We start from the raw sequence: 12,985 nt of genomic DNA, 5'->3' as shown, positions 1-12,985 counted from the left end.
GGCTGTCCGGGTCGCGGGAGCTTCCCGTGACCCGGTCAGCGCTGTGCAAGTCAGATGCCGCCCAAGCAGAGATACTTGATCTCCAGATAGTCCTCGATACCGTATTTCGAGCCTTCGCGACCCTGGCCGGACTGCTTGACGCCACCGAACGGAGCGACCTCCGTCGAAATCAGACCCGTGTTGACGCCGACCATGCCGTATTCCAGCGCTTCCGCCACGCGCCAGACCTTGCTCAGGTCCCTGGCATAGAAATAGGACGCCAGACCGAAGATCGTGTCATTGGCCTGTTCGATCACATCTTCCACGCTGTCGAACTTGAACAGCGGCGCCACCGGACCGAAGGTTTCGTCGCCTGCCACCTGCATTTCGCGGGTGACACCGGTGAGGATTGTCGGCTCGAAGAAGGTGCCGCCGAGCGAATGGCGATTGCCGCCGGTGAGCACCTTTGCACCCTTCGACTTGGCATCCTCGATGTGCTCGACAACCTTGGACACCGCATCCTCGCTGATCAGAGGACCGGTGGTCACGCCCTCGGCGAAACCGTCGCCAATCTTCATTTTGCCAACCGCTGCGGCCAGCTTTTCAGCGAAAGCGTCGTAGACCCCGGCCTGGACATAGATCCGGTTGGCACAGACGCAGGTCTGGCCATTGTTGCGGTACTTGGAGATCATTGCTCCTTCGACCGCGGCATCGAGATCGGCGTCATCGAAAACGATGAACGGCGCATTGCCGCCAAGCTCCATCGAGGTCTTCTTGATCTGGTCTGCGGACTGGCGCATCAGGATGCGGCCAACTTCCGTGGAGCCGGTGAACGTGATCTTGCGCACCTTGTCGTTGGAGCAGAATTCCTGGCCGATAGCCGCACTCGATTTCGAGGTGATGACGCTGAGCAGGCCTTTGGGCAGGCCAGCCTCTTCGGCAAGCTTCGCCATCGCCAGCGCGGACAGCGGGGTCTCGGCAGCGGGCTTTGCAACGAACGCACAGCCCACGGCCAGCGCCGGTCCGAGCTTGCGGGCGATCATCGCGTTGGGGAAGTTCCATGGCGTGATCGAGGCAACCACACCGACGGGCTGCTTTATCACGATGATGCGCTTGTCGTGCTGATGACCGGGAATGGTATCGCCATAGACCCGCTTGGCTTCTTCCGCAAACCACTCGATGAAACTGGCGCCGTAGAGGATCTCGCCCTTGGCTTCAGCCAGCGGCTTGCCCATCTCGGTAGTCAGGATGGCACCCAGATCATCGGCATTGGCAACCATCAGATCGTAGAGCTTGCGCAGGACGGCGCTGCGTTCCTTGCCGGTTTTTGCGGCCCAGTCCTTCTGCGCCACATAGGCCGCATCGATCGATGCCTTTGCCTCCTCGACGCCAAGGTCCGGAAGCGCGGTGATCAGCTCGCCGGTCGAGGGGTTCAGCACGTCAAAGGTCTTGCCGCCTGGTGCAGCTTCCATCCAGGAGCCGGCGACATAGGCCGAGGTTACGAGAAGGCTCGGGTCTTTCAGCATCTCGGTAAGGGGTTTGCTGCTCATAATGCGGTCGCTCCAATTCCTGCATGACTTCACGGACGGACGCTTCGAGAAGGTCCGGTGCTTTCTGGTGCGCCAGAGCCTGAATGGCGGCCGGCGACCGAAAGCGGATGACATTGGCATAGACGCCACACGTGAGCGGGATCAAGTCCTTTTCCTGTTCGCGCGCTTCAAGGTTGCAAAAGTAGCGAGAGATCCGGCGCGCATTGGGTTATGGCTTGTTCCAAAAAAAATCGGGGCCCGAAGGCCCCGATCGATAGTTTTGTATTGTCAGCATTTGCCGGTCAGGCTTACTGCCAGCTCTTGACCAGTTCGTCGTAGTTGATGGTGATCGGCTGTTCTTTTTCGTTCTCGATCTTCAACTGTGGTGCGAGGTTGCCCTTGGAGACGGCATCCGCATTCCAGTACTCCAGGTCATGCTCTTCGGCCAATTTCGGGCCGATGTCACCCTGGACGCCGGCACGCTCGAGGCGTTCCAACACCTTTTCCTGCTCGGCACACAGCGAGTCCATGGCCTCCTGAGCAGTTTTGGCGCCCGACGAGGCATCACCAATGGCCTGCCACCAGAGCTGCGCGAGCTTAGGATAGTCAGGTACGTTGGTGCCGGTCGGTGACCACTGCACACGGGCCGGTGAACGGTAGAACTCGACCAGTCCACCGAGCTTCGGAGCCCGTTCGGTGAAGGAGTCGTGAGCCAGCGTCGATTCGCGGATGAAGGTGAGGCCGACATGGCTCTTCTTCACGTCGACCGTCTTGGAGGTGACGAACTGCGCATAGAGCCAGGCGGCCTTGGCGCGGTCCTCGGGAGTGGACTTCATCAGCGTCCAGGAGCCTGCGTCCTGGTAACCGAGCTTCATGCCTTCCTTCCAGTACACACCATGCGGCGACGGGGCGAAACGCCATTTTGGCGTGCCGTCCTCGTTGACGACCGGCAGGCCTTCCTTGACGAAATCAGCCGTGAATGCCGTGTAGGTGAACATCTGCTGGGCGATTTCGCCCTGCGATGGAACCGGGCCCGCTTCACCGAAGGTCATGCCCTGGGCTGCTGCCGGCGCATATTTTTCCATCCACTCGAGATACTTCTCGATCGAATAGACCGCTGCGGGGCCGTTGGTGTCGCCGCCGCGGGCAACGCAGGAGCCGACCGGACGCGAGTTCTCGTCGACCTTGATGCCCCATTCGTCGACCGGAAGGCCGTTTGGAATGCCCTTGTCGCCATTGCCGGCCATCGACAGCCAGGCATCGGTGAAGCGCCAGCCGAGCGACGGGTCCTTCTTGCCGTAGTCCATGTGGCCATAGACCTTCTTGCCGTCGATCTCGCGGCCGGTGAAGAATTCGGCGATGTCCTCATAGGCTGACCAGTTGACCGGTACGCCAAGCTCGTAGCCGTATTTTTCCTTGAAGTCGGCCTTGTTCTTCTCGTCGTTGAACCAGTCGTAGCGGAAGAAATAGAGGTTGGCGAACTGCTGCGTCGGCAGCTGGTAGAGCTTGCCATCGGGGGCGGTCGTAAACGAGCGGCCGATGAAATCTTCCACGTCCAGGGTCGGGCTCGTCACTTCGGAGCCTTCATTGGCCATCCAGTCGGTCAGGTTGCGTACCTGCTGGTAGCGCCAGTGCGTGCCGATCAGGTCGGAATCATTGACATAGGCATCGTAGATGTTTTCGCCCGACTGCATTTGCGTCTGCAGCTTCTCGACCACGTCGCCTTCGCCGATCAGGTCGTGGGTGACCTTGATCCCGGTGATCGCGGTAAAGGCCGGGGCCAGCACCTTGGATTCGTATTCATGCGTGGTGATGGTTTCCGAAACCACCTTGATGTCCATGCCTTGAAATGGTTGCGCCGCATCGACGAACCATTGCATTTCGGCTTCCTGAGCAGCCCGGTCGAGCGTCGACAGGTCGCCGATTTCTGCGTCCAGGAAGCTCTTGGCTTCTTCCATTCCGGCCTGTGCGACTCCGGCGCTGAACATGAGCGCCATGGCCGCTGTTGATAACAGTAGATGTCTCCGCATTATGGTTTCCTCCCGGCTTGCGAAAACAGAAACGGCGGTATTGCCGTTTCCGGTATGTTAACCCTAGACCAAGCGGAACACGCCGACGGCGTAGACCACGGACAGGGCAAGAGCCCACCACAGGTTCGGACCGACAAGGCCGAGCCAGGCGAGATGGATGAACGCCGATCCCAGCAGCGAAACGAACAAACGGTCGCCGCGCGTGGTTTCAAAGCGCAAGATTCCGACCCGCGGCGATCCGCCGGGGACAAAGTACTCCCAGACCCCCATGCCGATGACCAGCATGAGAATGACAAGAAAGAAGATTGCGGTAGGTCCGGTCCAGGCCATCCATGACAGATCCATAACCCAGCCTCCTCAGACGCGGCCCAGGGCAAAGCCCTTGGCGATGTAGTTGCGGACAAACCAGATCACCAGCGCGCCCGGAATGATGGTGAGCACACCTGCGGCGGCCAGCACCCCCCAGTCGAGCCCGGACGCGGAAACTGTCCGGGTCATGGTGGCGGCAATCGGCTTGGCGTCGGTTACCGTCAGCGTGCGGGCGATCAGCAGTTCCACCCACGAGAACATGAAGCAGAAGAACGCCGCCACGCCGATGCCGCTCGCAATCAGCGGCATAAAGATCTTGACGAAGAATTTCGGGAACGAGTAGCCGTCGATATAGGCGGTTTCATCGATCTCCTTGGGCACCCCCGACATGAAGCCCTCGAGGATCCACACAGCCAGCGGCACGTTGAACAGGCAATGCGCGATGGCGACGGCGATGTGGGTGTCGATCAGTCCGAAGGCGGAATAGAGCTGGAAGAACGGCAGCGCGAACACCGCTGGCGGCGCCATACGGTTGGTCAGCAGCCAGAAAAACAGGTGCTTGTCGCCCAGAAACCGGTAGCGCGAGAACGCATAGGCCGCAGGCAGCGCCACAGCCACCGCGATCACCATGTTCATCACCACGTAGATGATCGAGTTGATGTAGCCGCTGTACCAGGAGGGATCGGTGAAGATGACCATGTAGTTGGCAATCGTCGGATCACGCGGCCACAGCGAAAAGGCTCCAAGGATTTCGGCATTGGTCTTGAAGCTCATGTTGATGAGCCAGTAGATCGGCAACATCAGAAGCACGATGTAGATCAGCGGGACCAGGAAGGAATACCGCGCGATGGCATTGGACCGCCGCGTCCGCCGTGCCATGGCTGCATTGGCATCGAGGCTGGTCTGCGATGCGGCGGGGATGGAATTTGTCATGGTACGCTCTCCCTCAGCCCTTGGCATCGTTGGTGATCATCACGGTGTAGAAGACCCATGACAGCAAAAGGATGATCAGGAAGTAGATCAGGCTCATCGCAGCTGCCGGGCCGACGTCGAACTGGCCAATCGCAGTCTTCACCAGATCGATCGACAGGAAGGTGGTGGCGTTGCCGGGACCGCCGCCGGTGACGACGAAGGGCTCGGTGTAGATCATGAAACTGTCCATGAACCTCAACAGCACGGCGATCAGCAGCACCCGGTTCATCTTCGGCAGCTGGATGAACCGGAACACCGACCAGCGCGAGGCGCCATCGATCTTGGCCGCCTGGTAATAGGCGTCGGGGATCGACACCAGCCCGGCATAGCACAGCAGCACCACCAGGCTGGTCCAGTGCCAGACATCCATGATGATGACAGTCACCCAGGCGTCGAAAGGATCGCTGACGTAGTTGTAGTCGATGCCGATCGAATTGAGCGTATAGCCCAGAAGCCCGATGTCGACCCGGCCGAACACTTGCCAGATGGTGCCGACCACGTTCCACGGGATCAGCAGCGGCAGAGACATGAACACCAGGCAGAACGGCACGCCCAGGCCTTTGCGCGGCATGTTGAGCGCGATGAAGATACCCAGCGGCACCTCGATCAAAAGGATGATTGCCGAGAATGCCAGATTGCGCAAAAGCGCATCGTGGAAGCGCGCGGAAGACAGCACGTCTGAAAACCAGTCGGTGCCGGCCCAGAAGAACTGGTTGTTTCCGAAGGTGTCCTGTACCGAGTAGTTGACCACCGTCATCAGCGGGATCACGGCCGAAAATGCCACCAGCAGCAGCACGGGCAATACCAGGAACCAGGCTTTGTTGTTCCAGCTCTTGTCCATCTCAGCCTCCCAGCTTTACGCGCCAGTCGTCGGCGTAGACATTGATACCGGCAGGATCGAAGGTGACGTGCGGGTCGGCGGGGACCGACGCGTCTTCATTGAGCACGATCGCCAGCTCGTTCCCCTCGATCATGGCACGCACGATCTTCTGGCGCCCGATATCCTCGATGGCGCGAATGCTTACCGGCATGCCTTCGGTTCCCAGCTGCACGAATTCGGGGCGGATGCCGAGTTCGGTGCGTTTTCCGTCGCCAAGGCTCGCTGCGCCCGGCAGCGCGATCGAATGCTGCCCCAGCTGTGCCCGTGCACCATCCAGCGCGACCGGCAGCACATTCATCCCCGGCGAGCCGATGAAATAGCCGACGAAGGTGTGGCTGGGACGTTCGAACAGCTCCTGCGGCGTGCCGATCTGGACGATCTCGCCGCCATACATCACCACCACCTTGTCGGCGAAGGTCAGCGCCTCGGTCTGGTCATGGGTCACATAGACCATGGTGTGGCCGAAACGGCGGTGCAGAAGCTTGAGCTGCGAGCGCAGCTGCCATTTCATGTGCGGATCGATAACGGTCAGTGGCTCGTCGAACAGGATGGCGTTGACATCGGCGCGCACCAGGCCGCGGCCGAGTGAGATCTTCTGCTTGAGATCAGCGGTCAGGCCCCGCGCTTTGCGATGTGCAATATCAACGAGATCGATCATCTCCAGCACTTCGGCGACCCGGCTCTGCACCTCGGCTTCCGCCATTCCGCGATTGCGCAACGGGAAGGCCAGATTGTCGGCCACCGTCATGGTGTCGTATACGACCGGGAACTGGAACACCTGGGCGATGTTGCGTTCTTCCGGCTGCAGGCCGGTCACGTCCTTGCCGTCAAACAATATCTTGCCTTCGGACGGTGTCAGCAGGCCCGAGATGATGTTGAGCAGCGTGGTCTTGCCGCAGCCCGAAGGTCCAAGCAGCGCATAGGCGCCGCCGTCCTCCCAGGAATGATGCACCTCGCGCAGCGCGTAATCTTCCTCGCGCGACGGGTTTGCCATGTAGGCGTGACGGATATGGTCAAGGTCAATGCGGGCCATGGTGTGTCCTCAAGCCCCCGCTGGTTGGGTGCGAACCGTCTGCCCATTGCGGTCAAAGACCATCAAGTGAGCTGTGTCGAGATGCACATCCATCATCTTGCCTGCGTCAACGTCATGGATGCCCTTCGTCAGCATCACCCAGCGCTGGTCTTCATGAATGAGATGCACATAGCTTTCCGATCCGGTGATCTCGGTCACCATCACCTCGGCGGAAAGTGGTGTGGTGCCGGCGCCGGCGACGAGCGAAAGATTGTGTGGCCGGAAGCCGAGTGTGCATGGCCCGTCTGCCAGATGCGAAAGCTCTGCGGGAACCGGGATGTCGCGCACACCCTGTTTGACGAACATCCCCTGCCGTTTTTCCATTGGCAGCAGGTTCATCGGCGGGTCGGAAAATGTTTGCGCGGTCATCAGGTCAACGGGGTTGCGGAACACCTCGACCGTTGGTCCGAACTGGGTGACCCGGCCTTCGCTCAGCGTCGCTGTGGCGCCCCCAAGCAGCAGAGCTTCGGATGGTTCGGTTGTCGCGTAAACGAAAATGGCACCCGACTCCGAGAAGATCTTGGGCAATTCGGCGCGCAGTTCCTCGCGCAATTTGTAGTCGAGATTGGCCAGCGGCTCGTCGAGCAGCACCAGGCCTGCTTTCTTGACGATGGCGCGTGCCAGCGCGGTACGCTGTTGCTGCCCGCCCGACAGGTTGAGCGGCGTGCGTTGCAGATAGGGCCCGAGCCTCAGAAGTTCCGCTGCGCGGGCCACCTCACGCTCGATCGTCGCCTTGTCAGCACCGGCAATCCGCAGCGGCGAGGCAATGTTCTCGTAAACGGTCATCGCCGGATAATTGATGAATTGCTGGTAGACCATGGCGACATTGCGCTTCTGCACGGCCAGCCCGGTCACGTCTTTTCCATCGCTCAGCACACGCCCGCGTGTCGGTCGGTCGAGGCCGGCCATGATCCGCATCAGGCTGGTCTTGCCCGACAGGGTCGGTCCGAGCAAAACGTTCAGCGAGCCGCTTTCCAGTCTCAGCGATATGTCACTGAGGTGGGTTTCCCCGTTTGCAATCTTGGAGACGTTGTCCAGTTCCAGCATATAGAAGAAGTCCTCCCCAGACTCGCCTCCGGATTGCGGGTCGGACACAGCTTCGACCCGCTTCTTGTGCCTGCCGCGGGTCAGTTTACGTCCTGCATTCCCGAATTCAAGAAAGTTAAAAGGAACCGGAACCGAATGTCAAACGAAAAAAACCGAAACAAAATGCTTATTGCGCATATGCGGATCTAAGCGGTCTTTCGCTCTCGCGCTGCCACTGCAGGACCCCGACCATTGAACCCGATTCAGCGCGGCTTTGACCGGCCCGCGGTGAAACTTCCGGCCCGGCGCCCAACTGAAAGTCTTTCCCTTGCCAGTGCGGCAGGTGGAAAGGACCGCACCCTTCTCGGACTTGAACAATGCGGAATGCCGCTTTAACACATCCATTGGCTTGAGGAGCGCTGGCAACCCGTGCTCGGGCACATGTGAGCAGAGCGTGCATCGCAACATCATTCGACTGGTCATCGCAATCGGCCTGGTAACCGTCCTGGCCGGGTGCACCACCGTGTCCTACTACGCACAGTCGCTCAATGGCCATCTCGAGATCATGTCGGCGCGCCAGAATGTCGACAGGCTGATCGGCGATGCGTCGACAGCCGAGCCGTTGCGGGCGCAGATGACAGTGGCGCGCGACATCAGGCGGTTTGCCAGCGTCGAACTCGATTTGCCTGACAATGCCAGTTATCGCTCTTACGTCGATATCGGCCGGGAATACGTCACCTGGGCTGTTTTCGCGGCGCCCGAATTTTCGCTGATGCCGAAATTCTGGTGTTTTCCGGTGTTTGGTTGCGTCCCTTACCGGGGGTACTTTTCAAAGGCGACCGCGATCAGCACGGCTCGTGAACTTCAGGAGGAGGGGCTTGATGTCCATGTCTCTGGCATCACTGCCTATTCGACTCTGGGCTGGACCAGCGACCCGCTGCTCTCGACGATGTTCGGCGGAGACAAGACCTATCTCGCGGCGCTCATCTTTCATGAGCTTGCCCATCAGCGTGTCTACGTCAATGACGATACCGCCTTCAACGAGGCGTTTGCCGTGGCGGTGGAAACCACAGGGGTAAGGAAATGGCTCCGTGCCAGCGGCGATGAAGCCGCGCTGCATCGCTACGAGGCCGGACTGGAGCGTAGCGCCGATTTTGTCCGACTGGTGGCACGGACACGGGCGGATCTGGCCCGTATCTATGCCGGGCCGGGCAGTACGGACAGCCGGCGCGTCGCAAAATCAGCCGCGATCGACGAGCTCAGATCGCGCTACCGGCACATGCGCGACACCCGCTGGGGTGGGTACTCCGGATACGACGCCTGGTTTGAAGCTCCGATCAACAACGCCAAGCTTGCTGCGACATCGGTCTACAGCGATCAGGTTCCCGCCTTTGTCCGCCTCTTCGAACTCTGCTCTGCCGACTATCCCCGCTTTTATGCTGCGGTTCACCGGCTGGGTCGGCTGGCCAGGGCTGACCGGGCGAGGGCGCTTGAAACTGCTCAGACCTGTGAGTGAAGCTCGGTTTGTCGAAAGCCGTCAGGTGGCATGACCCGGTCGCTGAACCGTGGACCCCGAATATCCTGGCTCCGGTGCCTCTCGCAGGACGGAGAGCATCATCGCGTAAGCCTTCGGCCCGGCGCAATGATTAAGTCTCTGTTTACTATTGGTGGGTTCTTCAAGTGCCGCCAAAGTCTTTGTGACGCATAATCGTCAGCCAGCCTATGATGCTGCGGATTTGCCAGGCGCGATAATTGCAAAATTCACCTTCCAGGGGTAGGCTGAAATAGCATTTCTGTCGTCGCCAGCACAGTTTGGGAAAAGGAATGTAATATTGGTTTCGGACCTCGTCCTTTCCATTTACGATGCCTCCCTTGAGCCTCAGAAATGGCCGGATTTACTGCATTCTCTGGCCAAGTCCATTGATGCTCGAGGAGCCTTTGTTTTTGACATCGAGGTCCGTCACGGGATCGAGAAGCTCAATGCAACCTACTTCAGTTCGAACTACCAGGTGGGCCTTGTTCAAAAGTACCTGACGGATTACCAGGATCTGGAGATGGAAGATCAGGCACTGTTTGCCCGCCATTCCAGGGAGCTGGACGGGATCGAGCTGGTCCGTGACGATGTGCTTGCGCCCAGCCGGGAGGCACTGATGCAGCGGCCCAATGCCCAGGCGATGCGGGATTACGGCATATTCTATCGCATGGGAGGCTTGCTCAACAAGGACAAGACCTCCGTTGATCGCTTCGCACTGCAGTTTTCGGAATCGGTCGGGTTCCCCACCGGTGAACGTCTCAAGAAGCTCAACAGCATCTTGCCGCATATGGCCAAGGCGCTCAATATCGGCCGCCACACCAGCCGTCTGAACCAGAGCCTGGATATTTTATCTGATGGCTATAACGGTCTGCGGGTGGGGATTGCGCTCCTGGATCATCGTGGCGAACTTGTTTTTGCCAATCACGAGTTTCAGCGTCAGATGGAGGCTTTCGGTGCTTTTCACCTCAGCCCGGACAAACGGCTCCTTGCCCGTCTGGAAGACGGCGCCAATGGATTGGCCGAGCTCTTGAGCGACATTCAGGCTCATGGCCGCTTTGGCGCGCGACCGCGCAAGGAAGCGTTGATGCACCCAATCAACCATCACGAAAGCGCGCTTTGCATCGAAGTCTGTCCGCTCACCAGGCCCGATTTCTTCAACGGTGAACGGCTCAACGGTTATGCCTTGTTCTCGCTCGACACCAGTCTCGCCATCCATGTCGATACCGATGCGATGGCACAGTTCTTTTCCTTGACCCGCAGCGAGACGGAGGTTCTCGGGCTGTTGGCGAAAGGCATGACCAATGCCGAGATTTGCGAGCAGCGCAATCGTTCGCTCGAGACGGTCAATACCCAGGTCAAATCCGTGTTGCAGAAGACCATGGCCTCAAGCCGGTCGCAATTGATGCGCGTCGCCCTGCAATATTCACGAAACATCTTCTTCCAGGACGACCCGGAGGGCGGCCCCGTCACCCGTTTGGGTGATGGGCGGGGACTTGCAACCAGCTAAGCCGAAATCAGTATCAGGACCGAGAGTTTGACATCAAGCAGGAAGTGACCGGCAGCAAGGCTGCTTTATCAGAAAGGAAGAGACGATGACCCGCGTAACCTTCCCCATGATCATGTTTGCAGTCTGTGTTGCGGGATTTACCGCTTTCTGCGCCAACGTTGTCCGAGCGGCGTCACCCTGTACGGACGAAGTGCTCTGTCTGGATCAGAACTGGACCCAGGCCGACCGGGCCTTCTGGTATCGTGCCAGCCAGGGGTCGAGGCTCATCCCGCTGGCCTGGATGCGCGCGCTGGAGGAGGCCGACAGCGAGGAAGCCTTCCTGTCGCCAGACAACATCACTCGGTACGGGTATCTTCAGGAGCCGGCTTCGAGCTACAATCCCTACGGTCTGCCCGTCGGTTTCGTCGTAGATCATGACCGCTCAAGAAGCGCCGACATCATGTGCCAGACCTTGCCGGCGATCTGCGCTGGCCGTGTCATGCGGCAGGAGTGGCTGGGGCTCAACTGTTCGGCCTGCCACACCACCGATATCCGGTTCGGGGGCAAGACCGTCCGCGTCGATGGCGCGCCGACGCTGGCCGACTTCCAGACCATGCTGGAAGACCTGCACGCAGCCTTGCTGGCGACGTCTGTCGACGAGAGAAAGCTTGAGCGCTTTGCAACCCGTGTGCTGGGCGCGGGCCACACCGGCCAGGCTCGCGAGGCGCTCCAGGCCCAGATTGCCGAACTGGCGGTCTATCGCGGCAGGCTGCTGGCGATGAACCGCTCCGATGTTCGCTACGGCTACGGCCGGCTCGATGCGCAGGGGCACATTCTCAACAAGGTTGCGCTCGTCGGGCAGGGCGGGGACCTGCACCAGTCTGTCAGATCCAACGCGCCTGCAAGCTATCCGCATGTCTGGAACACGTCCCAGCAGGACAAGATCCAGTGGAACGGAATTGCCGGCGAGATCGTCAAGCTGCCGATCTTCGGCAAAACCACGGATGTTGGTGGCCTGGTGCGCAACGTCTCTGAAGTCATCGGCGTGTTCGCGCATGTGGAGATCAGTCCGCGGTGGAAACCGGCATTCCTCGGGTATGAATCAAGCGTGCGTGTGAAGGAGATGATCGATCTCGAGCAAACCCTGGAGAAGCTAGGTTCGCCGGTCTGGCCCGAAGCGGTGTTTGGCTCCATCGACGCGGACAAAGCAACGCGTGGCCGCGCCCATTTCGTGGAAAAATGTGCCCAATGCCACGATGATCTGGCCGTTGGCGACATTACCTCGCCGATCAAGGTCAAGATGTCGGGTGTTGAGGAGGTCGGCACGGACGTCATGCTGGCCTGCAACACGCTGTTGCACCGTTCCAATGCGGGTCTCTATGAGGGACGGAAATTCTTCATCGTCAAGGGAGAGAAGATCGAGAGCCAGGACAGCACCACGCTGATGCTCAAGAATGCAGCCGCCGGCGTGGTTGTCGGTAAACTCGATGAGTTGCTCGAAAGCGTGGTCGGTGATGTCGTTGACGGCGTCAGGACGGCACGGTTTGAAGCGGCCCTCTCTGCTGAGGCCGAGTATCTTCCAGGGGCTCTTTCGCCGGAGAAGAAAGCCTTGGCGGAACAATGCCTCAAGTCCCAGGAAGCAGCCACCGAAAACTCGATCGTGGCTTACAAGGCGCGTCCCCTGAACGGGATCTGGGCCACGGCTCCCTATCTGCACAACGGCTCGGTACCCACACTCCATGATCTCTTGCTGCCGTCGCATCTGCGGACTGTCCTGAGGCAGGGGCAAACCATGGCAGCGCCTGGCCCCGACCAGCGACCCTTGAGCTTTCACGTAGGCAGCCGGGAATTCGATCCGGACCGTGTCGGGTTCCGCACCGACGATGCTGCGGTTGCCCTGTTGAGCGATGGCACCGAGGTGCCGCCGTTCCGCTTCGAAGTGGTCGATGACGAGGGCAATCCTGTGCCCGGGAACTACAATTCCGGCCATGAGTACGGCACGGCCGATCTCAGTGAGAATGAGCGGCTGGACTTGCTGGAATATCTCAAGACGCTCTGACGCCTGCAGTCTCGCGCTGCCTGCAAGCCGCCGGCCAACTCGGCGGCTTTTGCTGTGAGCAACGCTGCCGCCTGTCATTGCGGCCGGGCAGTTTTTGAATCCATCCCCA

At 59.8% G+C, this 12,985-nt stretch carries 10 protein-coding genes; 3 read left to right on the top strand and 7 right to left on the bottom strand.

The window, feature by feature from the left end:
* Positions 1–50 precede the first annotated feature (50 nt).
* The 7 genes from CRO46_RS15750 to CRO46_RS15720 all read right to left on the bottom strand — a co-directional run bounded on the left by CRO46_RS15750 (position 51) and on the right by CRO46_RS15720 (position 7,818).
* On the bottom strand, positions 51–1,529 hold the full coding sequence (locus tag CRO46_RS15750) for an NAD-dependent succinate-semialdehyde dehydrogenase (protein WP_097108764.1): 1,479 nt from the start codon (positions 1,527–1,529) through the stop codon (positions 51–53).
* Positions 1,530–1,816: 287 nt separating this feature from the next.
* A complete protein-coding gene (locus tag CRO46_RS15745; protein ID WP_097108763.1) occupies positions 1,817–3,538 on the bottom strand; it encodes an ABC transporter substrate-binding protein in 1,722 nt (573 codons plus the stop codon).
* A 63-nt stretch (positions 3,539–3,601) separates the two neighbouring features.
* On the bottom strand, positions 3,602–3,883 hold the full coding sequence (locus CRO46_RS15740) for a DUF2160 domain-containing protein (protein WP_097108762.1): 282 nt from the start codon (positions 3,881–3,883) through the stop codon (positions 3,602–3,604).
* A 12-nt stretch (positions 3,884–3,895) separates the two neighbouring features.
* Entirely contained in the window at positions 3,896–4,726 is an 831-nt protein-coding gene (locus CRO46_RS15735; protein WP_097109032.1) for a carbohydrate ABC transporter permease, read from the bottom strand.
* Between the two features lie 67 nt (positions 4,727–4,793).
* The gene (locus tag CRO46_RS15730; protein WP_097108761.1) at positions 4,794–5,660 is read right to left on the bottom strand and encodes a carbohydrate ABC transporter permease; all 867 of its coding nucleotides are present in this window, start codon (positions 5,658–5,660) and stop codon (positions 4,794–4,796) included.
* A 1-nt stretch (position 5,661) separates the two neighbouring features.
* On the bottom strand, positions 5,662–6,732 hold the full coding sequence (locus CRO46_RS15725) for an ABC transporter ATP-binding protein (RefSeq protein ID WP_097108760.1): 1,071 nt from the start codon (positions 6,730–6,732) through the stop codon (positions 5,662–5,664).
* A gap of 9 nt (positions 6,733–6,741) precedes the next feature.
* A complete protein-coding gene (locus CRO46_RS15720) occupies positions 6,742–7,818 on the bottom strand; it encodes an ABC transporter ATP-binding protein (RefSeq protein WP_097108759.1) in 1,077 nt (358 codons plus the stop codon).
* A gap of 433 nt (positions 7,819–8,251) precedes the next feature.
* Here CRO46_RS15720 and CRO46_RS15715 point away from each other — a divergent pair, with 433 nt between their 5' ends.
* The 3 genes from CRO46_RS15715 to CRO46_RS15705 all read left to right on the top strand — a co-directional run bounded on the left by CRO46_RS15715 (position 8,252) and on the right by CRO46_RS15705 (position 12,876).
* Positions 8,252–9,313, top strand: a complete 1,062-nt coding sequence (locus tag CRO46_RS15715) for an aminopeptidase (RefSeq protein WP_244577925.1) — start codon at positions 8,252–8,254, stop codon at positions 9,311–9,313.
* A 316-nt stretch (positions 9,314–9,629) separates the two neighbouring features.
* A complete protein-coding gene (locus tag CRO46_RS15710; RefSeq protein WP_097108758.1) occupies positions 9,630–10,838 on the top strand; it encodes a helix-turn-helix transcriptional regulator in 1,209 nt (402 codons plus the stop codon).
* 85 nt (positions 10,839–10,923) lie between these two features.
* Positions 10,924–12,876, top strand: coding sequence for a di-heme-cytochrome C peroxidase (locus CRO46_RS15705; RefSeq protein ID WP_097108757.1), 1,953 nt, complete (start codon positions 10,924–10,926; stop codon positions 12,874–12,876).
* The last annotated feature ends 109 nt before the right edge of the window (positions 12,877–12,985 follow it).

It is taken from the genome of Parahoeflea halophila (assembly GCF_900220985.1).
In the GTDB taxonomy this organism is placed as follows: Bacteria; Pseudomonadota; Alphaproteobacteria; order Rhizobiales; family Rhizobiaceae; genus Hoeflea; species Hoeflea halophila.
Note: the sequence above shows the minus strand (reverse complement) of the source record. Positions and strands in the feature narration are given on the sequence as shown.

Excerpts from the sequence above, each read along its gene's own strand:
- CRO46_RS15750 (WP_097108764.1), bottom strand. The coding sequence starts at position 1,529 with ATGAGCAGCAAACCCCTTACCGAGATGCTGAAAGACCCGAGCCTTCTC.
- CRO46_RS15745 (WP_097108763.1), bottom strand. The coding sequence starts at position 3,538 with ATGCGGAGACATCTACTGTTATCAACAGCGGCCATGGCGCTCATGTTC.
- CRO46_RS15740 (WP_097108762.1), bottom strand. The coding sequence starts at position 3,883 with ATGGATCTGTCATGGATGGCCTGGACCGGACCTACCGCAATCTTCTTT.
- CRO46_RS15735 (WP_097109032.1), bottom strand. The coding sequence starts at position 4,726 with ATGGCACGGCGGACGCGGCGGTCCAATGCCATCGCGCGGTATTCCTTC.
- CRO46_RS15730 (WP_097108761.1), bottom strand. The coding sequence starts at position 5,660 with ATGGACAAGAGCTGGAACAACAAAGCCTGGTTCCTGGTATTGCCCGTG.
- CRO46_RS15725 (WP_097108760.1), bottom strand. The coding sequence starts at position 6,732 with ATGGCCCGCATTGACCTTGACCATATCCGTCACGCCTACATGGCAAAC.
- CRO46_RS15720 (WP_097108759.1), bottom strand. The coding sequence starts at position 7,818 with ATGCTGGAACTGGACAACGTCTCCAAGATTGCAAACGGGGAAACCCAC.
- CRO46_RS15705 (WP_097108757.1), top strand. The coding sequence starts at position 10,924 with ATGACCCGCGTAACCTTCCCCATGATCATGTTTGCAGTCTGTGTTGCG.